29 protein-coding genes are annotated in these 24061 nt (G+C 70.2%); 9 read left to right on the top strand and 20 right to left on the bottom strand.

Annotated features, from left to right (window positions below):
• From AC21LY_RS09080 to AC21LY_RS09070, 3 genes are all read right to left on the bottom strand, one after another.
• On the bottom strand, positions 1–1393 hold a 1393-nt coding region (locus AC21LY_RS09080; protein ID WP_489046126.1), incomplete at its 3' end, for a ClC family H(+)/Cl(-) exchange transporter.
• Between the two features lie 168 nt (positions 1394–1561).
• Complete coding sequence (locus AC21LY_RS09075; protein WP_489046124.1) at positions 1562–2107, bottom strand: hypothetical protein; 546 nt, start codon at positions 2105–2107, stop codon at positions 1562–1564.
• 3 nt (positions 2108–2110) lie between these two features.
• On the bottom strand, positions 2111–2854 hold the full coding sequence (locus tag AC21LY_RS09070; RefSeq protein WP_489046122.1) for a YggS family pyridoxal phosphate-dependent enzyme: 744 nt from the start codon (positions 2852–2854) through the stop codon (positions 2111–2113).
• Between the two features lie 64 nt (positions 2855–2918).
• Here AC21LY_RS09070 and AC21LY_RS09065 point away from each other — a divergent pair, with 64 nt between their 5' ends.
• Positions 2919–3161 carry a hypothetical protein gene (locus AC21LY_RS09065; protein ID WP_489046121.1) on the top strand — a complete coding sequence of 81 codons (243 nt, stop codon included), beginning with the start codon at positions 2919–2921 and terminating at the stop codon, positions 3159–3161.
• A gap of 11 nt (positions 3162–3172) precedes the next feature.
• On the opposite strand, the gene dnaG is transcribed toward AC21LY_RS09065, so the two are convergent.
• From dnaG to AC21LY_RS09050, 3 genes are read right to left on the bottom strand one after another with little or no spacing between them, the layout of a single operon-like run.
• Positions 3173–5098 carry a DNA primase gene (gene dnaG, locus AC21LY_RS09060; RefSeq protein WP_489046120.1) on the bottom strand — a complete coding sequence of 642 codons (1926 nt, stop codon included), beginning with the start codon at positions 5096–5098 and terminating at the stop codon, positions 3173–3175.
• Between the two features lie 40 nt (positions 5099–5138).
• Positions 5139–6461, bottom strand: a complete 1323-nt coding sequence (locus tag AC21LY_RS09055) for a deoxyguanosinetriphosphate triphosphohydrolase (protein ID WP_489046118.1) — start codon at positions 6459–6461, stop codon at positions 5139–5141.
• Positions 6462–6935: a cold-shock protein gene (locus tag AC21LY_RS09050; RefSeq protein WP_489046116.1), complete on the bottom strand. Its 474-nt coding sequence runs from the start codon at positions 6933–6935 to the stop codon at positions 6462–6464.
• Positions 6936–7019: 84 nt separating this feature from the next.
• Here AC21LY_RS09050 and AC21LY_RS09045 point away from each other — a divergent pair, with 84 nt between their 5' ends.
• Positions 7020–7430, top strand: coding sequence for a lipoprotein LpqH (locus tag AC21LY_RS09045; RefSeq protein WP_489046114.1), 411 nt, complete (start codon positions 7020–7022; stop codon positions 7428–7430).
• 57 nt (positions 7431–7487) lie between these two features.
• Here the strand turns inward: AC21LY_RS09045 and AC21LY_RS09040 are convergent, their stop codons facing one another.
• A complete protein-coding gene (locus AC21LY_RS09040; RefSeq protein WP_489046112.1) occupies positions 7488–8891 on the bottom strand; it encodes a glycine--tRNA ligase in 1404 nt (467 codons plus the stop codon).
• A 214-nt stretch (positions 8892–9105) separates the two neighbouring features.
• Between AC21LY_RS09040 and AC21LY_RS09035 the strand changes: the two genes are divergently transcribed.
• Together AC21LY_RS09035 and AC21LY_RS09030 are read left to right on the top strand one after the other, a co-directional pair.
• Positions 9106–9405 (top strand): ArsR/SmtB family transcription factor, encoded by a 300-nt coding sequence (locus AC21LY_RS09035; protein ID WP_489046110.1) that lies wholly within the window; start codon positions 9106–9108, stop codon positions 9403–9405.
• A 2-nt stretch (positions 9406–9407) separates the two neighbouring features.
• Positions 9408–9818: a Fur family transcriptional regulator gene (locus tag AC21LY_RS09030; protein WP_489046108.1), complete on the top strand. Its 411-nt coding sequence runs from the start codon at positions 9408–9410 to the stop codon at positions 9816–9818.
• Positions 9819–9824: 6 nt separating this feature from the next.
• Here the strand turns inward: AC21LY_RS09030 and AC21LY_RS09025 are convergent, their stop codons facing one another.
• Genes AC21LY_RS09025 through AC21LY_RS09005 form a run of 5 tightly spaced genes read right to left on the bottom strand, consistent with a single transcriptional unit; the run spans position 9825 to position 13250 of the window.
• Complete coding sequence (locus AC21LY_RS09025; protein ID WP_489046106.1) at positions 9825–10430, bottom strand: TetR/AcrR family transcriptional regulator; 606 nt, start codon at positions 10428–10430, stop codon at positions 9825–9827.
• Complete coding sequence (locus tag AC21LY_RS09020; protein WP_489046104.1) at positions 10427–11611, bottom strand: NAD(P)/FAD-dependent oxidoreductase; 1185 nt, start codon at positions 11609–11611, stop codon at positions 10427–10429. Before AC21LY_RS09020 ends, AC21LY_RS09025 begins: the two co-directional genes overlap by 4 nt.
• On the bottom strand, positions 11608–11796 hold the full coding sequence (locus tag AC21LY_RS09015; RefSeq protein WP_068521261.1) for a rubredoxin: 189 nt from the start codon (positions 11794–11796) through the stop codon (positions 11608–11610). The genes AC21LY_RS09020 and AC21LY_RS09015 overlap by 4 nt, the downstream gene beginning before the upstream one ends.
• A gap of 33 nt (positions 11797–11829) precedes the next feature.
• Entirely contained in the window at positions 11830–11991 is a 162-nt protein-coding gene (locus tag AC21LY_RS09010) for a rubredoxin (RefSeq protein WP_489046101.1), read from the bottom strand.
• On the bottom strand, positions 11988–13250 hold the full coding sequence (locus AC21LY_RS09005; protein WP_489046099.1) for an alkane 1-monooxygenase: 1263 nt from the start codon (positions 13248–13250) through the stop codon (positions 11988–11990). The genes AC21LY_RS09010 and AC21LY_RS09005 overlap by 4 nt, the downstream gene beginning before the upstream one ends.
• 212 nt (positions 13251–13462) lie before the next feature.
• On the opposite strand from AC21LY_RS09005, the gene AC21LY_RS09000 reads away from it, so the two are divergent.
• The 3 genes from AC21LY_RS09000 to AC21LY_RS08990 are packed head-to-tail and all read left to right on the top strand — an operon-like array spanning position 13463 to position 15374.
• Entirely contained in the window at positions 13463–13888 is a 426-nt protein-coding gene (locus tag AC21LY_RS09000) for a MarR family winged helix-turn-helix transcriptional regulator (protein WP_489046097.1), read from the top strand.
• 25 nt (positions 13889–13913) lie between these two features.
• Positions 13914–14342, top strand: coding sequence for an organic hydroperoxide resistance protein (locus tag AC21LY_RS08995; RefSeq protein ID WP_489046095.1), 429 nt, complete (start codon positions 13914–13916; stop codon positions 14340–14342).
• 36 nt (positions 14343–14378) lie between these two features.
• Entirely contained in the window at positions 14379–15374 is a 996-nt protein-coding gene (locus AC21LY_RS08990) for a zinc-binding dehydrogenase (RefSeq protein ID WP_489046093.1), read from the top strand.
• A 28-nt stretch (positions 15375–15402) separates the two neighbouring features.
• On the opposite strand, the gene AC21LY_RS08985 is transcribed toward AC21LY_RS08990, so the two are convergent.
• Genes AC21LY_RS08985 through recO form a run of 3 tightly spaced genes read right to left on the bottom strand, consistent with a single transcriptional unit; the run spans position 15403 to position 17484 of the window.
• Positions 15403–15903, bottom strand: a complete 501-nt coding sequence (locus AC21LY_RS08985; RefSeq protein WP_489046091.1) for a hypothetical protein — start codon at positions 15901–15903, stop codon at positions 15403–15405.
• Positions 15903–16679: an isoprenyl transferase gene (locus AC21LY_RS08980; RefSeq protein WP_489046089.1), complete on the bottom strand. Its 777-nt coding sequence runs from the start codon at positions 16677–16679 to the stop codon at positions 15903–15905. The genes AC21LY_RS08985 and AC21LY_RS08980 overlap by 1 nt, the downstream gene beginning before the upstream one ends.
• Before the next feature lie 7 nt (positions 16680–16686).
• Positions 16687–17484: a DNA repair protein RecO gene (recO, locus tag AC21LY_RS08975; protein WP_489046087.1), complete on the bottom strand. Its 798-nt coding sequence runs from the start codon at positions 17482–17484 to the stop codon at positions 16687–16689.
• Positions 17485–17652: 168 nt separating this feature from the next.
• Between recO and AC21LY_RS08970 the strand changes: the two genes are divergently transcribed.
• Positions 17653–19209, top strand: a complete 1557-nt coding sequence (locus AC21LY_RS08970; protein ID WP_489046085.1) for a hypothetical protein — start codon at positions 17653–17655, stop codon at positions 19207–19209.
• Between the two features lie 358 nt (positions 19210–19567).
• A complete protein-coding gene (locus AC21LY_RS08965) occupies positions 19568–19780 on the top strand; it encodes a hypothetical protein (RefSeq protein WP_489046084.1) in 213 nt (70 codons plus the stop codon).
• Here AC21LY_RS08965 and era read toward each other — a convergent pair.
• The 5 genes from era to AC21LY_RS08940 are packed head-to-tail and all read right to left on the bottom strand — an operon-like array spanning position 19777 to position 23919.
• Positions 19777–20721: a GTPase Era gene (gene era / locus AC21LY_RS08960; protein WP_489046082.1), complete on the bottom strand. Its 945-nt coding sequence runs from the start codon at positions 20719–20721 to the stop codon at positions 19777–19779. The genes AC21LY_RS08965 and era overlap by 4 nt on opposite strands.
• Entirely contained in the window at positions 20718–21053 is a 336-nt protein-coding gene (locus tag AC21LY_RS08955; protein WP_489046081.1) for a cytidine deaminase, read from the bottom strand. The genes era and AC21LY_RS08955 overlap by 4 nt, the downstream gene beginning before the upstream one ends.
• Entirely contained in the window at positions 21050–22369 is a 1320-nt protein-coding gene (locus AC21LY_RS08950) for a hemolysin family protein (RefSeq protein ID WP_489046080.1), read from the bottom strand. The genes AC21LY_RS08955 and AC21LY_RS08950 overlap by 4 nt, the downstream gene beginning before the upstream one ends.
• A 3-nt stretch (positions 22370–22372) precedes the next feature.
• Positions 22373–22912: an rRNA maturation RNase YbeY gene (gene ybeY / locus AC21LY_RS08945; protein WP_489046079.1), complete on the bottom strand. Its 540-nt coding sequence runs from the start codon at positions 22910–22912 to the stop codon at positions 22373–22375.
• Complete coding sequence (locus AC21LY_RS08940) at positions 22909–23919, bottom strand: PhoH family protein (RefSeq protein ID WP_489046443.1); 1011 nt, start codon at positions 23917–23919, stop codon at positions 22909–22911. Before AC21LY_RS08940 ends, ybeY begins: the two co-directional genes overlap by 4 nt.
• Positions 23920–24061: the final 142 nt, after the last annotated feature.

Genomic DNA, 24061 nt, shown 5'->3' with positions numbered 1-24061 from the left:
CCCCAGAAAGACGGGCGTAGACCGCTGGCGGTCCCGTCGAAAATAGGGTTTCCGACGCCGTTCGGGGGGTATCCGACGGCCCGCCGCCCGACGGTGCGCCGTGCGCGGCGCCGAGCATCCGCTCGCGCAGCGAGTCGTAGATGGGCGGGCAGTGCATCGCCGCCGCGACGGCGAAGGCGGCGGCCGCGGCGAGCACCATGGGGATCGAGACCGCCGTCACGGCGGTCATCTCGGTCACCAGCACGAGACCCGTGAGCGGTGCCCGGACCGACGACGCGAACAGCGCCACCATGCCGACCAGCGCGTAGGGAACCGCGCTCGACGCGATCACCGCGGCGGGCAGCACCGCGGCGGCCGCGGCGTGGAAGATCGTTCCCGCGAGCGCACCGAGAGCGAGCATCGGCGCGAACAGCCCGCCCGGCGTGCCCGCGGCGTAGCTGAGCGGACCGGCGACGAACCGCACGCACAGGTACAGCAGCAGCGTCGGCAGCGCCAGATCCGCGCCCGCGACCACGAGCCCGGTCACCACGTCACCACCGCCGACCAGGTTCGGGTCCGCGAAGACGAACACCCCGACCACGGCGCCCACGACGGCGCCCCGCGCTGCGAGCGGTACCCGGGTGAGTCGATCCGCCACCCGCAGCAGCGTCATCGTCAGGCGGGAGTAGCAGACCCCGGCCAGCCCGACGACCGCGCCGAACAGGAGGAATCCGGGGAGCTGCCCGACGGTGGGCGTGGCGACCGCCCCGACGGCGAAGTCGGGCTGGTCACCGGCGATCAGGCGCGACACCGCGACGCCAGCCCCTACCGCCAGTAGCAACGGGACCATGTCCCGCGAGCGGACCCGGTGGGTCACCTCCTCGATCACGAACAGCGCACCGCCGAACGGGGCGTTGAAGGCGACGGCGAGACCGACCCCCGAGAGCTGAGAGTGCAGCGAACGCAGGGCATCGCCACTCAGCCGGAACCACCGGCCGAAGGCGTGGCCCAGGGCGGCGGCCATGTGCACGGTGGGCCCCTCCCGGCCGAGCACCATGCCCGCGGCGCCGATCGAGAGCAGCCCACCCGCGAACCGGGCCGGGACCACCGACAGCGGGGCCGGCGCCGCCTCGCCGCGCTCGACCGCCTCGACGTGCTGAATACCGCTGCCCGCGGCGAGCGGCACCCGGCCCGAGATCCACGCGGCGAGGCCGGCGGCGACGGCGGAGACCAGGATCGGGACCAGGAAACCGGGGCCGGACAGGTGGTGCGCCCAGGCGGCCATCCGCTCCCGCCACTCGTCCGCGGCGCCCAACAGCACCCGGAACAGGCCACCCACCACACCGGTCGCGATGCCCGCCAGGAGCGCGGCCAGGGCCACTCGGCGCGCCGAATCCGTGCTCGGAGCGGCCACAGCGGGCGCCCTCACCGTCGTCCCACAGGCCGTGCGGGTGTGTGCTGGCCGGCGCGGACGCCGGGATGAAGGTGGGTGACGCACGGGCGTCCGAGTCCGAGCACGATGGGTCTCCGATCAGGGGCTACAACCGGGTGTGGGAGTCCCATTGTGCAGGACGCCGGTCGCTCAGACGTCGAAGGCGATGCCGTCGGCCTCGGCGGCGGCGACCACCTCACGCAGGCGATCGGGATCGTTCGCCACGCGGGCCATCGCCGCGCCCAGCGCCACCAGCGAGTCGCGGTCGGTGCTGAGCGCCCGGAACGTCCCGGCGGCACCGTCGAAGGCGACGGTCCCGGCCATGGCACCGGCCAGGAGGCGCTCCGCGACGGCCTGCCAGAAGTACCCGGTCGGTTCGTGGCCGAGGTCCCGCACGGCACCGTCGACCGGCGCGTCCCCCGCGAGGAGGGTGAGCGAGTACGTTCCGGGCGAGGCCTGCGCGAGCCGCAGCGGGGCCAGCCGTCGCTGCTGCCGGCCGACGCGGGCGGCGACCCACCGGCGGCCGAGGCGCCACACGGCGAGCACTGCGACACCACCGAACAGGATCCCCGGGTACTTCAGCCACGGCGCGAGCGGTTCGAGCAGCCAGAACAGCACACCGAGCGCCACGACCACCGCCAGCAGCTCGGCGATATCGGCGGCGGTGAACCGGCGGTCCTCGTCGTCGGTCAGCACGGGCTACTGCCCCTCGGGCCAGTAGTGGCTGTCGGGCAGCGCGCGCGAACCGAAGATCGCCTGGCCGACGCGCACGCAGGTCGATCCCTCCTCGACCGCGATCTCGTAGTCGCCGGACATGCCCATCGACAGCTCCCCCGCCTCGGGCCAGGACTGCACGGCCCGATCCCGCACCTCGCGCAGGCGACGGAAGCAGGCCCGCACCCGCTCCTCGTCGGAGGAGAACTCGGCGAGGGTCATGAATCCGCGCACCCGCAGCGAGGCGAAGGCGGGCAACTCCTCGAGGAAGGCGGGTACCTCGGCGGGCGGGAGGCCGTACTTCTGCTCCTCCGCCGACGTGTTGACCTGCACGTAGACGTCCAGCCCGCGGCCGAGAGCCTGCAACCTGCGATCGAGGGCCTCCGCGACCCGGACGCTGTCGAGCGCCTGGAACTCGACAGCGACCGCCGCGACGTCCTTGGCCTTGTTGGTCTGCAGGTGCCCGATCACGGCCCAGGAGACGTCCAGGTCGGCCATCTCGGCGCTCTTGCGCTTGGCCTCCTGCACCTTGTTCTCGCCGAGCTCGCGGCATCCGGCGGCCACGGCGAGCCGCAGCCGCTCCTGCGGCACCGTCTTGCTGACCGGCAGCAGCCGCACGTCCGATGGTGACCGTCCCGCCCGGACTGCCGCCGCGTCGATGCGGCGCATCACCTCGGCGATGTTCGCCTCGAACTCTGCGGTCGTCTGCGCGGGCGGGTACGAGCTCATGGCTTCGAGCCTATCGGCCGGGGACCGCCCGCCGGAGCGGGCCCGCGGCCGGTACAGTGGCGGCATGATCCGACTGGTTATCGCCGCTGGTGCGGGCTACGTGCTGGGCACCAAGGCCGGACGCCGCCGGTACGAGCAGATCAACCGCACCGCGAAGGCCATCGCCTCCAGCCCCGCGACGAAGAAGGCCGTGGAGATCGGCCGGCGCAAGCTCGCCGAGCAGCTCAATCCCGATCCGAAGATGCGCACCATGCGCGAGATCGACGCGCAGACGGTGATCTACTCCCCCAAGACCGACCTGGACTGACGAGCCGTGGCTCAGAAGGCCTTGTCCCCCACGGCCATCTTGAGCAGGCTCTGCCGGTAACTCTCGAGCGCGACGAGGTCGCCGAACAGGCGGTTGTAATCGCTGTCGGCGTTCGGCGACATGCGCCGCAGCTTCGACTTCAGGTCGGCCACCTGCGCCCCGACCCACACCTCCTGCAGCCGCGCCATCACCGATTCGACGTACCGCGGCGACGGCTCCCCCGCCACCTGCAAGGGTTCCACGGCGAGCTCGGTGACCAGCGGTTCCAGCACCGGGCCGTCGACGTGCCGGACCACGGTGTCGACCCATTCCGGACCGCCGAGCCCCGCCGCGATGCCGCCCGCGGCTTCGATCGCCAGCCGCACGGCGCGGTACGCGGGATCGGAGAACATGTCGTCGGACAGGGCGTCGAAGACCATGCCCGCCAGCGACGGCACCTGCAGGGCCGCCTTGAGCACCTCGCGCTGCACCCAGAGCACGGGATCGGCCGGGTTGGGACGCTGCGGCCCCGTCGGGCGGGGTGCCGGGACCTCCGGCGCCGCCTCCCGGAACCTGTTGTTCGACGGTGCCGGCGCGCCCGGCCCGGGGCGTCCCTCACCGCGGCGGATCCGCGCGGACTCCTCGCGGACGCGGCGGAGCACCTGCGTCACGTCGTCCCAGCCGACCCAGCCGGCGAGCTGCCGGGCGTACTCGTCCCGCAGCGCCATGTCCTTGATCCGCGCGACGACGGGCACCGAGCGGCGCAGGGCGTGCACGCGCCCCTCGGCGGTATCGAGATCGAACTCGGTGATCAGCGTCTTCACCGCGAACTCGAACATCGGCACGCGCTGGGCGATGAGGTCGCGCACCGCCTCGTCGCCGCGGCGTTGGCGCAGTTCGCACGGGTCCATCCCGTCGGGCGCCACCGCCACGAAGGTCTGCCCGGCGATCTTCTGGTCACCGTCGAAGGCCTTCATCGCGGCCGCGCGGCCGGCCTCGTCGCCGTCGAAGGTGTAGATCACCTCGCCGCGGAAGTAACTGTCGTCCATCATGAGCCGCCGGACGAGGGCGACGTGGTCCTCGCCGAACGCGGTGCCACAGGACGCGACGGCCGTCTCCACGCCGGCGGCGTGCATGGCCATGACGTCGGTGTAGCCCTCGACGACCACGACCTGATGATTCTTGGCGATGTGCTTCTTCGCGTGGTCGAGCCCGAACAGCACCTGGGACTTCTTGTAGAGCATGGTCTCGGGCGTGTTCATGTACTTGCCGAGGTTGTCGTCCTCGTAGAGCTTGCGGGCGCCGAAACCGATGACGTCGCCGCCGAGGTTCTTGATCGGCCACAGCAAGCGTCGGTGGAAGCGGTCGATCGGGCCGCGCTGCCCCTGCTTCGACAACCCCGCGGCCTCGAGCTCCTTGACGTCGAAGCCCTGGCGCAGCAGGGCCTTCGTCATCGTGTCCCAGCCCGACGGGGCGTACCCGCACCCGTAGAACCGCGCGTCCTCCTCCGTGAAGTCACGATCGGTGAGGTAGGCGCGGGCGACCTCGGCCTCGGGCGTGCGCAACTGCTCGGCGTAGAACTTCTGCGCGGCGGCGTTGGCGGCGACGAGCCGCATGCGGGTGCCGCGATCCTGCTTCGGGCCGGGGGTGCCGCCCTCGTAGTTGATGTGGATGCCCACCTTGTCGGCGAGCTGCTCCACCGCCTCCACGAAGGAGACGTGCTCGATCTTCTGCAGGAAGGAGATGACGTCGCCGCCCTCGCCGCAGCCGAAGCAGTGGAAGAAGCCCTGCGTGGGCCGCACGTGGAAACTGGGGGTCTTCTCGTCGTGGAACGGGCACAGGCCCTTCATCGAGCCGATGCCGGCGGGGCGCAGCGCCACGTACTCGCCGACGACATCCTCGATGCGCGCACGTTCGCGGATCGCCGCGATGTCACGCTCCGGGATTCTGCCGACCACGAGTTCGAGTCTACTTGCATCTGAAGATGCAACTTGCACGTCAGTCTTCAAGTACCTTCTGGTCCAGCCGCTCCAACCGGGTCTCCGTCATCGACGCGATCTGGTCGACGACTACGCGCAGGCGGGCGGCGTCGGAGTCTGCGGCGAGGTAGGCCGGGGAGTACAGCGGATCGATGTTCGACGGTGACGCGCCCATCAGGTAGTCGGCGACGCGCAGGATCCGGTCCCGCTGCCCTTGCTGGATGGCCCGGTGCATCTGGTTCGAGTAGATGTACTGCAGCGCCATCGTTTTGAGCAGGATCACCTCGGCGCGCACCGACCTCGGCACCTCGACGTCCGCCTCGTACCGGCACACCGGCTCGTTGCCCGTGGCGGCGCGGGTGGCGTCGATCGCGGCGGAGGCGAACCGGCCCACCAGCTCGCTGGTCATCCGCTTGAGCGCCACCGCGGAGGCGAGGCCACCGTCGTACTTCGCGGCCTCCGCGACCACCTCGAAGGAGGCGAGGCGGGCCCCGGCCTCCTCGAGCTCGGCGGCCTCGGCGCCGCTGAAGCTGTTCGCGCCGAAGCCGGAGAGGCTGCGGATCTCCGAGCGGGAGGAGAGCGCACGCAGATCGAGACGACCGGAGAGAACCCCGTCCTCCACATCGTGCACCGAGTAGGCGACGTCGTCGGACCAGTCCATGACCTGCGATTCGAGGCACTGCCGGGTCCCGTGCGGCCCGTCCTCGCCACCGCGCATCCAATCGAGGATGTGCGCATCGTCGTCGTAGACGCCGAACTTGCCGCCGGGCTCGCGGCGCAGCCACGGGTACTTCGTCGCCGCGTCGAGCGCGGCGCGGGTCAGGTTGAGCCCCACCGACTCCCCCGCCGCGTTCAGCACCTTGGGCTCGAGCCGGGTGAGGATGCGCAGGTTCTGCGCGTTGCCCTCGAAGCCGCCGATGTTCCGGGCGACCTCGTCGAGGGCGCGCTCGCCGTTGTGGCCGTAGGGCGGGTGCCCGATGTCGTGCGCGAGACCCGCGAGGTCGACGAGGTCGGGGTCGCAGCCGATGCCGAGGGCGATGCCACGGCCGATCTGGCTGACCTCCAGCGAATGGGTGAGCCGGGTCCGCGGGGTATCGCCCTCGCGGGGACCGACCACCTGCGTCTTATCCGCGAGGCGGCGCAGCGCGGCGCTGTGCAGCACGCGGGCGCGGTCCCGCGCGAAGGCGGAGCTGTGCCCCTCCCACCGCAACGCCTCCCACTGCGGGCCCGAGAACAGCGTGGGTTCCGAATCCGTTTCGAGGCCGGCCGTTTTGGGCGGCTCGGTGACGAGGCGTTCGACATCGGCCGGCTGGTACGCGGCCGGCCCGGGCAGCCGTGGCACCTACTCGGTGACCCAGCCGCGGGCGAAGGCGAAATCCGCGATGCGCTGGCGGATCTCGATGATCTGGCCGGCGGTCAGATCATCCGAGGAGTCGAGCAGCAGCTCGGTCAGCTCGTCGACGAAGGACTGCATGTCGAGGGCGCCGGCGGCGGCGCGCGGCGCGGCGTCCCGACGGGGCCGCTGCTCACGGTGGTCCCGGCGATCCCCGCGGTCACCCCGGTGCTCCCGGTCCCCACGGTGATCGCGCTGCTCACGGCGCGGAGCGGGCGCCCCGCCGACCACGGCGACGTTGACGGCCTTGAGTCCCTTGTCGCCGCTCTCCACGTCGAAGGTGACCTCGGTGCCGGGCCGCAGCGCCGACTCGTCGAAGTCGATGTCGTTCACATGAAGGAAGACGTCCTCGCCGCCCGCGTCCGGTGCGAGGAAGCCGAAGCCGCGCTGCGTGTCGAAGTGGACCACCTTGCCGTTCGTCATGCGACGAGTATCCCACAACGGGACCGCGCGACCCGGTAGTGCGGCGCGCCGGACCGGCGGAGATCCCCCGGTACGGTGATGCGCATGAAGAAAGCGGCAGTCGCCCTCGCGGGCTGCACCCTGGTGGCGCTCGCGGCGTGCACCTCCCCCAACATCGACTCCAGCACCGTGGTCGAGGTCGACGGCAAGGCCGAGAGCGCGGCCGAGTACGTCAACGCCGGGTGCTCGCGCAACGGTGACGGCATCACCGTCGGCTCCGGCAGCGTGCAGACGGCCCGCGGCGTCGGCGCCATGCTCACCGAGGGCAACCCGCCCACGGTGAACAGCCTGTTCATCGCCACCGGCGGCAACGTGATGACGGTGCTGAACACCCCCGTCGGGAAGGTCGGCTCGGCCAAGGCGTCGAAGGCCGGCAACCGCTACACGATCACCGGTGAGGCCCGCGCCGCGGACCTGAGCACCAAGAAGTTCCGCATCGAGATCACCTGCAGCTAGAAACGCCGCCGCCCACCCCGGCACGTGCACGGAGTGGGCGGTGGGACCGGCAGTGGGTCAGCAGCCGGCGAGGCGAGCGGCCAGGTACTGCTGGATCTCCGCGAGCGGCACGCGTTCCTGCTGCATCGTGTCGCGCTCGCGCACGGTCACGGAATCGTCCTCGAGCGTGTCGAAGTCGACGGTGATGCAGAACGGCGTTCCGATCTCGTCCTGACGGCGGTAGCGCTTGCCGATGCCCTGGGCGTCGTCGAAGTCGACGTTCCAGAACTGGCGCAGCTCCGCGGCCAGCTCCCGGGCCTTGGGCGAGAGCTTCGCGTCGCGGGACAGCGGCAGCACGGCCGCCTTGACCGGCGCGAGGCGGCGGTCCAGCTTGAGCACCACCCGGGTGTCGCTGCCGCCACCCGCCTTCGGCACCTCCTCCTCGGTGTAGGCGTCCACCAGGAAGGCCATCAGCGAGCGGGTGAGGCCGGCCGCGGGCTCGATCACGTACGGGGTGTAGCGCTCGCCCGACTGCTGGTCGAAGAACTCCAGCGACTCACCCGAGTGCTCCGTGTGCGTGCCCAGGTCGAAGTCGGTGCGGTTGGCGATGCCCTCGAGCTCGCCCCACTCGCTGCCCGCGAACTCGAACCGGTACTCGATGTCGACGGTGCCCTTGGAGTAGTGGCTCAGCTTCTCCTGCGGATGCGTGAACAGGCGCAGGTTCTCCGGGTCGATGCCCAGGTCCGTGTACCACTTGAGGCGGTAGTCGATCCAGTACTGGTGCCACTGATCGTCGTCGCCCGGCTTGACGAAGAACTCCATCTCCATCTGCTCGAACTCGCGGGTCCGGAAGATGAAGTTGCCCGGCGTGATCTCGTTGCGGAAGCTCTTGCCGATCTGGCCGATGCCGAACGGCGGCTTCTTCCGCGCGGTGGTCATCACGTTCTTGAAGTTCACGAAGATGCCCTGTGCGGTCTCGGGCCGCAGGTAGTGCAGGCCCTCCTCCGACTCGATCGGGCCGAGGTAGGTCTTGAGCATCATGTTGAAGTCGCGCGGCTCGGTCCACTGCCCCTTGGTGCCGCAGTCGGGGCAGACGATCTCCGTCATCGGCACGTCGTCCGGGTCGACGGTCTCGCCCTTGGCCGCCTTCTTCTCCGCGAAGGCCTCCTGCAGGTGGTCCTGACGGTGCCGCTTGTGGCAGTTCAGGCACTCCACCAGCGGGTCGTTGAAGACGGAGACATGCCCCGATGCGACCCACACCTGACGGGGCAGGATGATCGCGCTGTCGAGGCCCACGACGTCGTCGCGGGAGGTGACCATGTTGCGCCACCACTGCTTCTTGATGTTCTCCTTGAGCTCCACACCCAGGGGCCCGTAGTCCCACGCCGACTTCGTGCCGCCGTAGATCTCACCCGACTGGAAGACCAGTCCCCTGCGCTTGCACAGGTTGGCGACGGTATCGACTTTGGTTGCTTTGGCCACGGCGCGCTTCATCTCCGACGGGTTGTGAGAAGGAAAAACGTACGCACCGACTCTACCGTTCACGCCGCGGCGCACGGTGCGATGGGACGCCTCCCGCCTCGGTCGCTTGACGTGGCCGATTCCGCATATGAAAATGATTTTTGATAACAGGAGGTCTCCCATTCCCACCGACGCCGTCACCGACTGCCCCGTCGATCCCGAGCACTCGCCGCCCATGCAACCCGATCCCGAGGTGCTGACCGCGACGGGAGACCTGTTGCGGGCCCTCGCTGCGCCGGTCCGGATCTCCATCGTGCTGGAGCTGATGCGCTCCGAGCTCTGCGTGCACCAGCTCGTCGACGCGCTGGGCGTGACCCAGCCCCTCGTCAGCCAGCACCTGCGGGTGCTCAAGTCCGCCGGCGTCGTGCGCGGCGAGCGCAACGGCCGGGAGATCCTCTACCGCCTGGTCGACGACCACCTGGCGCACATCGTGGTCGACGCCGTCGCGCACGCCACCGAACGAGCGGGGCTCTGACGGTGACCACCCACGCGGCGAAGGGCACCGGGGTACGGGCGACCAAGCAACGCGGCGCCATCACGCAGGCGCTGCGGTCGGTATCGGAGTTCAAGTCCGCCCAGGAGCTGCACGAACAGCTCCGCGCGGACGGGGAGTCGATCGGCCTGACCACCGTCTACCGGAACCTGCAGGCCATGGCCGACGCGGGCACCGTCGACACCCTGCGCACCGACAGCGGGGAGGCTCTGTTCCGGCTCTGCTCCGACGAGCACCATCACCACCTGGTCTGCCGGGACTGCGGGCGCACCGTCGAGGTCACGGACCGTGCGGTGGAGGCCTGGTCGGCACGGACCGCGGCGGCGCACGGTTTCACGGATGTGACGCACACACTGGAGATCTTCGGTCGCTGCGCGGAGTGTTCGGCCCGCTGAGGGCCGTCAGGCGCGCACGGCCTGCCCGAGGAACGGCGACAGGACGGTGGCGATCTCCCTGGCGGCCTCCTCGGGTCCCTCGATCGGCATGGTGAGATGGCTGAAGGCCAGGCGCACGAGCACGCCTGCCGCCACCTGCGCGTCGGCCCGGCGCACCTGTGCCCAGCTCATCGCGAGGATCTCGGCGAGGCCCTCGGTCGCGCGCTGCAGGATCGGCGTACCGTCGACCGTCACGATTCCCATGAGGTCGCGATGGGGGTTGGGCCCGACGATGTTGATGACCACCGGGTCCCCCATGCCGATCTCGAAGACACCCCGCATCGCGTCCTCGACGGCGGCGTCGATCTTGCCGGGATTCGCGTCGATCCGCTGCTGCACGAAGGCGAGCAGACCGTCGACGAAGCGGGTCACGTAGGCCACGGCCATGCCCTTGCGGGAGCCGAACTCGTTGTAGAGGGTCTGCCTGCTGACCCCCGCCTCCCGCGCCACCGCGGCCATCGTGACAGCCGACCACTCGCGCCCCGCGAGGAAACCGCTCACCGCGTCGAGCGCCTGATCCCGCACCGATTGCTTGGGCGCGGCATCGACGGTGCGCCCGACGAGGACGGTCATCGCACGACCGCCGACGCGATCCGCTCGGACAACTCGGCGCGGACCGCCCGCAGCTCCTTGGGCCGGCCCAGGGCCACGGCGCCCGCGAGCGCGCCGCCACGGTGGCACCGCGCGAAGAAGGGGTCACCGCTCGCCGCGTCCATGGGGCCGTCCACCTCCAACTCGTCATCCGCCGCGGGCCAACCCGCGAACTGCAGTACCGCCCCGAACTGGTTCGACCAGCCCCACGGGACCGTGGGCGCGGGCGAACCACCGAGGAGCACCTGCGCGACCGCCGCGCCCTGGTCCTGCGCCGCCGACCAGTTCTCGGCGCGGTACGAGCCCCCCTCCAACGGATGGGGCACCCGTGCGCAGTCGCCGACGGCGTAGACGCCCTCGGCGGACGTGCGGTACCGCTCGTCCACCAGGATACCGTCGTCCACCCGCAGGGCCAGGCGTTCCGCCAACCGAGTGTCCGGGGCCGAACCGACCGCGACCACCAGGAGATCGGCGACGAGGAGGCCACCGTCGGGCAGTGCGACGCAGACCTGGTCGGGGTCGACGGTGATCTCCCCCGGCCGGACGCCGAGCAACAGCTCGACCCCGGCGTCGCGCTGCAGGGCCGCGAGCCGCCCCCCGATCGACGGGGGCACGACGCGGGCCAGCGGCAGGCCGGCGGGTTCGACGACGGTGACCCTCGCGCCCCGTCCGGCGGCGGCCGAGGCCACCTCCGAGCCGATGAGGCCAGCGCCCAGGACGATCACGCTGTCCGCCCGCCCGAGCTCGTCGCGCAGGGCGATCGCGTCGCCGACGTCCCGCAGGTACTTCACTCGCGACGCGGGCGGCAGCCCCGGCAGCTCCCGGGCGACGCCGCCGGTGGCCAGTACCAGCGAGCTGTAGGAGAGGGAGGCACCGTCGGACAGCTCCAGGGTGCGATCGACGGTCTCGCCGCCGGTGGCGGTGACCCCGGTGCGGACCGTCACGCCGATGTCCGCCCAGTGCGCCGCGGGCTTGAGGAGCGCCTTCTCGACGGGCATTCCCGTGAGAAGCACGTCCTTCGACAGCGTGGGCCGCCGGTACGGGAGGTGCGGTTCGCGCCCGATGAGGGTCACGTCCCCGTCGAATCCGCCGGTCCGCAGCGCCAGGGCCGCAGTGGCGCCCGCTATGCCCGTGCCGACGATCACCACACTGTCGGTGCTCATGCCCGGGACACCTCGACCATCTCGAAATCGGCCTTGGCTGCGCCGCAGTCGGGGCAGGACCAGTCGTCGGGGATGTCGTCCCAGCGGGTACCGGGCTCGATGCCGTCCTCCGGCCAGCCCTCGGCCTCGTCGTACTCGAAACCGCACTGCAGGCAGCGGAACAGCTTGAAGGGTGCGTCACTCATGATGGGTTCCTCTCCGGGGCTTGATGGTTCGGTTCAGACGGGCTCGAAGTCGACCTTGTCGCGGACGCCGCAGTCGGGGCAGTTCCAGTCGTCCGGGACCGCGTCCCAGGTGGTGCCGGCGGGCCACCCCTCGCGAGGGGCACCGACGGCCTCGTCGTAGACGTAGTCGCAGACGGGACACTTGTAGGAGCTCATGCTGCGGCCTGCTCTCCGCTGGTGGGGGCGCCGTACTGCGCGAGGACCTTGTCACGGACGCGGGGGTGGATGTTGACCTTGGTGATGTCACCGTCGTAGTGCTCCAGGACGCGGTGGTCCATCAGCCGGCGCCACAGGGGCGGGAAGTAGGTCAGACCGATCAGCGTGGCGTAGCCCTGGGGCAGCGACGGTGCCTCCTCGAACGACCGGAGGGTCTGGTAGCGCCGCGTGGGGTTGGCGTGGTGGTCGCTGTGCCGCTGCAGGTGGTACAGGAAGACATTGGTGACGATGCGGTCCGAGTTCCAGGAGTGACGGGGCGCGCAGCGCTCGTAGCGGCCGGAGGCCGTCTTCTGGCGGAGCAGACCGTAGTGCTCGAGGTAGTTCACGGACTCCAGCAGGCTGAACCCGTACACGCCCTGGATGATCAGGAAGGGCAGCACGTACCAGCCGAAGATCGCGGTGAGCACGCCGTACAGGACGACGGTCATCAGCCAGGCGTTGAGCACGTCGTTCTTCAGCGTCCAGGGGCTCTTGCCGAGACGCTCCAGACGCGTCTTCTCGAGGTCCCACGAGGACTTCAGGCTGCCCCAGACGCTGCGCGGCAGGAACTCCCAGAAGGTCTCACCGAACCGGCCGCTGGCCGGATCCTCCGGGGTGGCGACGCGCACGTGGTGGCCGCGGTTGTGCTCGATGAAGAAGTGGCCGTACATGGCCGGCGCCAGGGTGAGCTTGGCGATCCAGCGCTCGTTCTCGGGCTTCTTGTGGCCGAGCTCGTGACCGGTGTTGATGCCGATGCCGGTGACCACGCCGAGGCTGAGGGTGACACCGATCTGGCTGATCAGGCTGAGCCCGCCGCCGTATGCGTACACGCCGCCCAGCCAGCTGAGGTCGTCGGCGGTGAGGAAGTAGCACATCGCCACCAGCGAGGCGAGATGGCACGGGAGGAAGATGTAGGTGAGCCACTTGTAGTAGCGCGAGTTCTCGAGGGCCTCCATCACCTCCTCCGGCGGATTCTCGCCGTCGTCACCGGCCTTGATGTCGACGATCGGCAGGATCACGTACAGCAGCAGCGGGCCGATCCACCACAGCACCGGCGCGAGGTACATCAGCGGGGTGCTGCCGATGCCGAGCAGCATCATCAGCCCCACTGCGAAGAACAGCGCGGTGGGAACGAACAGGCCCCACAGCCAGAGTCGCTTCTTGTGGTCGGTCCAGACGGCTTCCTTGCCGTCCGCGTCGATGTAAGCCAGGCCCTTCACGGTGCCCTCCTAAATCCGTTCGCCCCCGGCGGGGGCTGTGACTGAGGTCATATGCTCTGGACTCAGTATTTGACATCTATGGTGACTTTGTCAAGCAATCGATGGACAGATTTCGACTTGGTGTAAACCTGCAGGTAGACATCCCCCTTCGATTCGTACACGGAGGCAGTTTTTAGTTGTGCACAATCGAATTGCGTGTCACTCTTATGGACGTGGATGCGGATCAGACCCTCGACGAGCAACTGTGCTTCGCCCTGTACTCGGCGGCGCGGGTGGCGTCGAACGCCTACCGCGAGGAGCTGTCCGCACTGGGGCTCACGTACACCCAGTACGTCACCCTGCTCGCCCTGTGGGAGCGCGACGGCGTCACCGTTTCGGCCCTGGGAGAACGCCTTCGGCTCGACAGCGGCACCCTCTCGCCGCTCCTCCGCCGGCTCGAGGGGGCGCGCCTCCTCGAACGCCGACGCGACCAGGCCGACGAACGCCTGGTCACCGTCCACGTCACAGACGCGGGGCGCGCGCTGCGTCCCGCCGTCGACGCCGCCCGCCGCCGGGTCTACGAGGGCTTCAACCTGCCCCTCGAGGACGCGATCGCGCTCCGCGACCTGGCGAACCGGTTCTGCGCAGCGCACACCTGACCACCCCCGTTCCAGAGGAGCACCCATGAGCACCGTGTACACCGCCGAGGCGATCGCCACCGGCGCAGGCCGCGACGGCCGCACCCGCACCGACGACGGTCGCGTCGATCTGCAGCTGGCCATCCCGAAGGAGATGGGCGGCTCGGGCGACGGCGCCAATCCCGAGCAGCTGTTCGCCGCCGGCTACGCCGCGTGCTTCCACTCCGCACTGCAGATGGTCGCCCGCTCGCAGAGGGTAGCTCTCGGCGATTCGAGCGTGGGAGCCCGAGTCGGCATCGGCCCCAACGGTTCCGGCGGCTTCGGACTCACCGTCGCACTCGAGGTCGTCATCCCCGAGGTCGAGCACGACGCGGCCCAGGCGCTCGCGGACGCCGCGCACCAGGTCTGCCCGTACTCGAACGCGGTGCGCGGCAACATCGACGTCACCGTCACCGTCACCGTCGCCGACGACTGACCATCCCTCGAATCACCCACTGACAAGGAGACACCCATGCGTGCATTGATCCAGGACGAGTTCGGCGACCCCGCGAGCGTCCTCTCCGTCCGCGACGTCCCGCTGCCCGAGCCCCGTCCCGGCCAGGTCCGGATCCGTACCCTCCTCGCGCCCATCCACAACCACGACCTGTGGACCGTGAAGGGCGACTACGGCTACAAGCCCACTCTCCCCGCCGGTTCGGGCTCCGAGGCCGTCGGTGTGATCGACGCGCTCGGCGAGGGGGTCGAGGGCCTCACCGTCGGCCAGCGCGTCGCCACGGGTTCGGCCTTCGGCACCTGGGCGGAGTACTTCGTCGCCAACGCCGCAGGGCTGATGCCCGTGCCCGCGGAGATCTCCGACGAGGCCGCGGCGCAGATCTTCTCCATGCCGTTCAGCGCGATCACGCTGCTCGACTACCTGAACGTCCAACCCGGGCAATGGGTCGTGCAGAACACCGCGAACGGCATGGTGGGACGCATGCTGGCGCAGCTCGCAGCCGCACGTGGTGTCAACGTCACGGGCCTGGTCCGGCGGTCCGCCGCCGTCGACGAGCTCGCGGCCTTCGGCGTGACGAACGTGATCGCCACCGACACCGAGGGCTGGCGTGCGCGCGCCAAGGAATTCGCCGGAGAGGCGGGCTACGCCGCCGCCGTCGACTCGATCGGCGGAGCGGCGAGCACCCAACTCGCCCTCCTGCTCGGACGGCGGGGCACCCTCGTCTCGTTCGGCGCCATGAGCGCCACCAACCCGGGCGAGGGCGCGATGTTGGAGATCCCGGTCAACGTGGCGATCTTCAAGGAGATCGTGGTGAAGGGCTTCTGGGGCCGCACCGTGAGCCAGGAGATGGATCCGGCCAAGCGCGCCGAGCTGATGGCGGAGGTCGTGCGGGGCGTGGCGGCCGGCACCCTCGCGCTGCCGGTCGACGGGGTGTACCCGCTCGACGAGATCTCCGCCGCCGCGGCGGCGAGCGGCCGTCCGGGCCGTGTCGGCAAGGTCCTGCTGCGCCCCTGACGCCCCCGCAGGAGCCCGGCGCGCGCCGTCAGCCGACGAGGCGGCGGCGCGCGTCGACCCCCTGGGCCAGGACGAACAGAACGAACTCCCGCAGCGCATCACCCGCGAGCGTGCCCGCGGGGAACGAGTAGTGCAGCACCAGATCCGCCGAGACCTCGCGCTCCATGAGGCGCAGGGCGCCGAACTGGACCTCTTCCCCCACTGACTTCACGTCTGTGCGGAGGTCGTCACTCAGCGGCAGATCCCACGCCACCACCTGGGTGAGCGAGTACACGTCCACATCGCGCGCGAATTCGAAGACCTGCACCGATGCGGGCGTATCACCGAAATCGATGAGCACGGCCTGATTCGCGTCACGGCGCAGCACCATCCCGTCGGCGAGCGCCGACTCCAGGCGCGAGCGCAGCGCGTTCAGCCGCGGGTCCCGCGCTCCGCCGACGGGCGGCTCGGCCGCGCCCCCGACGGGCGGCTCGGCCGCGCCCCCGATGGGCGGCTCGCCCGCGCCCCCGATGGGCGGCTCGGCCGCCATCACTCGGCACCGCCGAATCGCCGGTCCCGCTTGGCGTACTCGAGGCACGCGTCCCAGAGGTTGCGCCGATCGAAATCGGGGAACAGCGTGTCCTGGTAGACGTACTCGGCATAGGCGCTCTCCCAGAGCAGGAAGTTCGACGACCGCTTCTCCCCCGAGGGGCGCAGAAACAGGTCCACGTCGGGCATGTCCGGCTGGTACAGGTACTGCTGGAAGGACTGCTCGGTCACGTGGTCCGGGCTGATCTCCCCCGCCGCCGCCCGACGTGCGATCTCCCTTGCCGCGTCGACGATCTCGGCCCGGCCGCCGTAGTTGACACACATCGTCAGAGTCATCACGGTGTTGTCCTTGGTCAGCTCCTCGGCGACCTCGAGCTCCTTGATCACGCTGCGCCACAGCCGCGGACGGCGCCCCGCCCACTTCACCCGCACCCCCATCTCGTGCATCTCGTCCCGCCGGCGCCGGATCACGTCGCGGTTGAACCCCATGAGGAAGCGCACCTCCTCCGGGCTGCGCGACCAGTTCTCGGTCGAGAAGGCGTACGCGGAGAGCTGCTGCACCCCGATCTCGATGCACCCGCAGACGGTGTCCATGAGCACGGCCTCGCCGCGCTTGTGCCCCTCGGTGCGGGCCATGCCGCGCTCCTGCGCCCAGCGACCGTTGCCGTCCATGACGAGGGCGACGTGGTTCGGCACCAGCTCCGCGGGGATCTTCGGAGGCGTCGCGCCCGACGGGTGCGGATCCGGCGGCCGCACCGTCACCGGCGCCGGTGGCATCTTCGACCTACCCCGCCGCAGTCCCGGCACCGTCGACCTCCCTCTCACCGGCCGCAAGGGCCGGACTGTGCGGCGCATGCCGCTCGATCATGGGCAGCGATCGCAGCTGCCGTCCCACGTGCCACTGTAGGTGCGCCGCGGCGAGCCCGTTCGCCTGCCTACGCACCCGCTCGCCCATGGTCTCGGCGAAGTCGAAATCGGCTCGCGCGAGAGCCGCCATCAGGTCCAGAACGCCCTGCCCCGGCACCGCCGAGCCCGAGGGACGGCAGTGCACGCAGACGGCGCCGCCCGCGGCCACGTGGAAGGCGCGGTGCGGCCCCTCATCGCCGCAGCGTGCGCAGATCGTCAGGGCGGGCGCCCAGCCCGCCGAGTCCATCGCGCGGAGCAGGAAGGAGATCAGCACCAGGTCGCGATCGCGCGCGCCCGCGGCGATGGCGCGCAGCGCGCCGACGGTGAGCCGGTGCAGCTCCATCGCCGGGGCCCGCTCCTCACCCGCGAGCCGCTCCGCGGTCTCGATGACGGCGCACGCCGTGGTGTAGCGCCCGTAGTCGCCCGCCAGATCACCCGAGTAGGCGGCGATCGAGTGCACCTGCGTCACCATGTCCAGGTTGCGGCCGGGGTGCAGCTGCAGGTCGACATGCGCGAACAGTTCCAGCCGGGCACCGAACCGCGACCGCGGCCGACGCACCCCCTTCGCGACCGCGCGGACCAGGCCGTTCTCCCGGGTCAGCAGCGTGAGGATGTAGTCGGCCTCCCCCAGCTTGTGCTGCCGCAGCACCACAGCGCTGTCCCGGTACGACCTCATGACGGTCATTGTCCCACCCCGGCCCGACATCCGGGCCCATCGACGCTCCCACACCTCGATGCCATGATGTACTTGTCGTGTGGCATGTCGAATACCGGCGCCCCGGCACGCGGGGATGGAGACCACCGACCTCGATCTCACCGACCCCGGTGACGCCGGTGCGGCACCGTGACCGGCTCCGAGGCGGCCGCGCCACTGCGTGTGCGGATCGCGAGCTGGATGATCGGCGACGGTTGGCCCGCACCCCCGGCCGTCGGTGAGATCGGCGAGTACGAGATCGTCGTCGACGTACCTGTGCGGGACGACCCGTCCGACCTCGCCGTCATCGACCTCACCGGCCAGGCGATTCCCGACCGTCCGCCGCTCACCTCGGGGCCGCCGGAGGACGTCCATCAGGTCTGGCCGACGCGCCTCCACGGCGGCGGTTGGGAAGCGCGATGGCGAGCTCGCCGCCCGATGTCCGGTGCCGTTCGCGTGCGGGCGACGCTCGCCGCTGACCGGATGTACGGATCGCCGATCCCGGTACGCGGCCGGATCCTCCGTGTGCAGATCGAGTCGGTCCTGATGCGTGTCGACCACGATCGCGACCGGTACGTCGTGGTCCCGGGCACGTACCGGTACCGCGACGTGGATGTCTGCCCACAGTGGTTCGGCGGGCCGTCGGAGGCTACGGACGAGGACGACGGCGCGCGGCAGGAGTGGGCGGCCGTCGTCGATCTCGATCTCGCCGACGTTCCACCCGCAACGCCGCGACCGCGGGTGTGCCCCAACGCCGTCGACGGTGATCGGGGATGGACGATCGATCGCGAACTCCCGATCGTGGTGGAACTCGACCTGTCCGGCGAGAAGGAACCGGTAGAGCACCTGCTGCCCGGCGCGGTGGCGGCGAAACACGATTACGAGATCCCGTCACTGTGGGCCGTCGCGGGCGTCTGTTGGGCGTTCCGGTCCGACGGGGTGTTCCGCATCGCCGACGGTGCTGTCGCGCGGGTGTGCGCGTCGCCGGTCGTCTTCGTCCTGCCCGGCGACCCAACCGCGCTGGTCGCGCTCCACGAGGAGCGGAACACCGTGCGACTGCATCTGGTCGAGGCCGGCGACGTCGCGCTGCGCAGACCGGTGTATGCCGGCGATGCGCCGCGCTGGGGCGCGGTCACCGACTCCGGGTTCCTCCTGCTGACCTGCAACGGCCAGATCGATCCGGACGATCGCACCCACCGGCTGGTCCGGGTCGACGACTCGGGCGCAGTCACCGTCGGACCCGTCCTCCACGACGTCGGTCCCAACGCGGACGGCTTCGGCGGCGCGCCGCCGCGCATCTTCACCGGGGGCACGATCGGCGAACCGATCGCCCTCGACGTGCGGCGCGACCTCACGGTCGCGCCCAGCCACCGTCGCCCGCCGCGCGGCTGGAGCATGCAGACCATCGGGGACGAACTGTTCGTCGTCTGTCACCCCACGGACGGCACCGGCGAGGACGGCTGGTGGCCCCTCGACGGCCCCTGTCCGTACCGGAGCGAGGAGCAGTTCTGGCTGCTCGTCCGCCTCGACGGGGACACTCTCGAACCGGTCTCAGTCGCGCCGATCCACACCACCCAGGTCTCCCTCGCCCGGCACGGCGACGAACTCCTCGTCGCAACCGGATCGGAGCTGTACAAGTGGCGCGGCACGGGCTACTCGGAGACCGAAGAGATCCCGCTCGCCGCACTCCTCGACCGGTACTCCTGAAACCTGTCGGCGGGTGGGTGCAGGATGTCGTCATCGATTCTTCGGGGGGAGAAAGTAATGACGGCACAGGCGTGGGCAACACTCACGGTCGGGGTGATTGCGGGCCTCATCGCGCTCGTGACCATCAGTCAGAGGCGCCTGGCGGACAACCGCAAGAGTGGTGGACCCGGTTCCAGTGGGCCCTGGAGGGAACCTATGCCGCCGAAGTGGACAGGCGCCGCGACGCCTGGGCGATCATCGACGACCTCGTCGTCTCACCGCTGATCACCACCACCGAGGACGGGGTCGCCATGCACATGACAATGACGCGGTACAGAGGCGATACTGGCACAAGGAGTCAGAGCGAAGGAGGTGGGACATGACACGGATCAAAGAGCCCGTGACCATGGACGAGCGGCGCGCAATGATCCGCGTCATCGTTTCGGGTCTGACCAAGTACGACCAGCCGGTATCGCAGCAGATGCGGGACTTCGTGGACGGCAAGAATGACGACCCCGGACCGCTGCCATCCCCGGCGAGCCTTCTCCGGCTCCGGCGCACGCCGTGGTGGCAGCGACTACTCAGCCGCTAGAAACCCAAGCGGCCCAGCTGCTTCGGGTCGCGCTGCCAGTCCTTGGCCACCTTCACATGCAGCGACAGGAAGACCTTGCGGCCCAGGAGCTTCTCGATCTCGCCGCGTGCGGCGGTGCCCACCGCTTTCAGGCGCGAGCCGCCCTTGCCGATGATGATCGCCTTCTGCGAGGGCCGCTCCACGTAGAGCAGCGCGTGCACCTCGAGCATCGCGGGCTTGCCGGACTTCTCCTGCGCCTCGGTCCTCTCCCGCTCGAGGACCTCCTCGATCACCACCGCCAGCGAATGCGGCAGCTCGTCGCGGACGCCCTCCAGTGCGGCCTCGCGGATGAGCTCGGCCATCATCGTGTCGTCGTCGGTGTCGGTGATCTCGCCGTCGGGGTAGAACGCCGGGCCCGGCTGCATCTTCGACGCCAGCAGGTTCACCAGGTCGTCCACCTGCTCCCCCGAGGTCGCGGACACGGGGATCACATCACAATCGCCACCGAGGAACGCGGAGACGGCGAGGAGTTGCTCGGCGACCTTCTCGCGACCGACCTTGTCGATCTTGGTGACCACGCCGATCAGCGTGGTCTTCGGCGCCATGTGCCGCACCTGGTCGAGGATGAACGTGTCGCCGGGGCCGATCTTCTCGTCGGCGGGGATCGTCAGGCAGATCGCGTCCACCTCGGAGTAGGTGTCGCGCACCAGGTCGTTGAGCCGCTGCCCCAGCAGTGTCCGCGGGCGGTGGAGACCGGGGGTGTCCACCAGCACGAGCTGGCAGTCGGGCCGGTTGACGATGCCGCGGATCGTCGAGCGCGTGGTCTGCGGCCGCGAGCTCGTGATCGCCACCTTGGCCCCCACCAGCGCGTTCGTCAGCGTGGACTTGCCCGTATTGGGCCGCCCCACGAAGCACACGAAGCCGGACCGGAAGTCCTCGGGGGTCTGGATCTCTTCGGTCACGAACGGGCCTCTCCACGTGCGTCGAACAACAGGACCGGCGCCGCCGGTGATATCTCGTGCAGGGCGGCGACGCCGGGATCGCCGACGTCACCGGCACCGTCGGCGGAGCCCACCAGGACGGCGGCCTCGAAGCCCTGCGCGCCGGAGCTCAGCGCCGCCGCGACGGCGACCTGCAGCCCCGTCAGCGCCAGGGCGCGCAGGCCGACGGGCGCGCCGGCGTAGGTGCGCCCGTCCAGGTCGCGGACCGCCGCGCCGTGCCCGGCGCCAGCTCGGGCCATCGCGCCGCGCGCGAGAGTCACCAGCTTGCGGTCCTCGTCGGACATCTCGGTCACGCGGACTCCTTCTCGTCGTTCGCCGATGCGTCGCCGTCGGCCGGCGCCTCGTCCGGTTCCGCCCTGCGGACCAGGACCGTCGAGATCCGGACCCGGCCCCGCCGATCGGTGACTCCCTCGGCCTCCAGCAGCAGGCCGTGGGCGTGGACCTCCGAACCCGGCAGCGGCACCCGGCCGAGTACCAGCCCGAGCAGCCCGCCGACGGTGTCGACCTCGTCCTCCTCGATGTCCTCGTCGAAGAGTTCGCCGAGCGTCTCGAGGTCGAGCCGCGCCGACACCCGGAACAGCCCGTCGCCGAGCTCCTCGACGGGCGCGATCTCACCGGCGTCGTACTCGTCGGTGATCTCGCCGACGATCTCCTCGAGGACGTCCTCGATCGTCACCAGGCCGGCGATCGAGCCGTACTCGTTGACGAGGACGGCCATGTGGTTGTTGGTGCGCTGCATCTCGCGGAGCAGCGCATCGACCGGCTTCGAGTCGGGCACGAAGACGGCGGGACGAGCCATCCGGCCCACCGCGATGGCGTGGCGGTCGGCACCGTCGGGCAGCGCGACCAGGTCCTTGAGGTAGACGATCCCCCGCACGTCGTCGACGTTCTCCCCGATGACGGGTATGCGGGAGTGGCCCGAGCGCACGGCGAGGCGGACGGCCTGGGAGACGGACTTGTCGGCCTCGATCCAGACGATCTCGGGCCGCGGGACCATGACCTCGCGGGCCGCGGTGTCCCCGAGCTCGAAGACGGACTGGATCATCTTGCCCTCGTCCTCGTCGACGACGCCGCGCTGCTGCGCGAGGTCGACGAGTTCGCGGAGCTCGACCTCCGTCGCGAACGGACCGTTGCGGTAGCCGCGACCGGGCGTGATGGCGTTACCGAGCAGGATGAGCAGGCGCGTGATGGGCGCCATGAGGATCGCGATCGCCTGCAGCACCACCGCGGCCGCACAGCCCAGGGTGTAGGCGTGCTGGCGTCCGAGGGTGCGCGGGCCGACGCCGATGAGGACGTAGCTGACGACCGTCATGACGCCCGCCGTCACCACCGCGGTCCACATCGTGGGCAGCGAGCGGTCGAGCACGACGAAGACGAGGACGGTCGCGAGGACCTCGCAGGCAGTGCGGAGCAGGACCACGAGGTTGACGTACAGCGGCCGGTTGACCAGGACGCGCAGCAGTCGCTTCGCGCCCGGCCGGCCCTCCTCGACCAGGTCCTCGACCCGGGCCGGGGAGACGGTGAGCAGAGCGGAATCGACCGCCGCGAACAGCCCGCCGAGGAGGACCAGTGCGACGACGCCGACGACCAGCAGGATCGACGAGAACACGGATCAGTCCCGCCGCCCCAGGAAGCCCGTGCGCCCCAGCAGCTTCTCGTCGCGCGCGGACTGCCGGGCAGCGCGTTCCCGCTCGCGCTGCTCCGCGTAGTACTCGCCGAGGATGCTGTCCTGTAGCGCGAACATCTCGCGCTCCTCGTCCGGCTCGGCGTGGTCGAAACCCAGCAGGTGGAGCACGCCGTGCACCGTGAGCACGTTGAGTTCGTGATTCGTCGAATGCCCGGCGGCCTCCGCCTGCTCGGCGGCGAACTGCGGGCACAGCACGATGTCGCCGAGCGTCGCGGGCCCGGCGTCCGGCATGTCCGGCCGGCCGCCCGGGGTGAGCTCGTCCATCGGGAAGCTCATCACGTCGGTGGGACCTGGCAAGTCCATCCACTTGACGTGCAGGTCGGCCATGGTGTCGAGGTCGACGGCGAGCATGTTCAGCTCGGCACCGGGGTGCACGTCCATCGCGGCGATGGCGAAGGCCGCCACGGCGACCACCTCGGCCTCGTCCACGTCGAAACCCGACTCGTTGGCGAATTCGATACTCATCGGCGCCCCGGGATCCGTCGTGCGCCGCCGATCTGCGGGCGCTTGGTGTCGGCGAGCTGTGCCTCGAACTGCGCGTACGCGTCGACGATCTCCGCGACCAGACGGTGCCGCACCACGTCGGAGCTGGTGAGCTCCGCGATGTGGATGTCGTCGATGCCGCGCAGGATGTCGATGGCGGCCCGCATGCCGCTGGTGGCGCCGCCCGGCAGATCCACCTGGGAGGCGTCGCCGGTGACCACGATCTTGGAGCCGAAGCCGAGGCGGGTGAGGAACATCTTCATCTGCTCGGCGGTCGTGTTCTGCGCCTCGTCGAGGATGATGAACGCGTCGTTGAGGCTCCGGCCGCGCATGAAGGCCAGCGGCGCGACCTCGATGACCCCCGCCTCCATCAGCTTCGGGATGGCCTCGGGGTCCATCATGTCGTGCAACGCGTCGTACAGCGGGCGCAGATACGGGTCGATCTTCTCGTTGAGCGTGCCCGGCAGGAAGCCCAGCCGCTCCCCGGCCTCCACGGCCGGGCGGGTCAGGATGATGCGGCTGACCTGCTTGGACTGCAGCGCCTGCACGGCCTTGGCCATCGCGAGGTAGGTCTTGCCCGTACCGGCCGGACCGATGCCGAAGACGATGGTGTGCGCGTCGATCGCGTCGACGTACTTCTTCTGGTTCACCGTCTTGGGGCGCACCGTCTTGCCGCGGCGCGAGATGATGTCGAGCGTGAGCACCTCGGCGGGCGACTCGCCGGAACCGTCGGTCATCATGCCGACGGAGCGGCGCACCTCCTCCGGGCTCACCGCGACGCCGCTGCGGACGGCGGCGAGCAGTTCGGCGAGGACGCGCTCCGCGAGTGCGACATCGGCCGGGCTGCCGGCGAGCGTGATCACGTTCCCGCGGGCGTGGATGTCTGCGGCGAGGGCGCCCTCCAGAGCACGGAGGTTCGCATCCGCGGGGCCGAGAAGACCGAAGGCCAACTCGACGGGGATCTCGACGGTGGACCGCGCCGGCGTCACGGCCTGGGCGGGGCTGTCGGAACTGGTGGGGTCTGGCACGCGGTGCGTCAATCCTTCGTCGAGGCGGGGCACCGCCCCAGCCGGGGCGGATACGTCCAGTTTAGTCCCCTCACCGACGGAACCGCCTCCGAGATTCGGTGGG

The organism is Tsukamurella sp. II2bb (assembly GCF_057815145.1).
The sequence above is the reverse complement of the archived record's forward strand: the minus strand, read 5'-3'. Positions and strand labels throughout refer to the sequence as shown.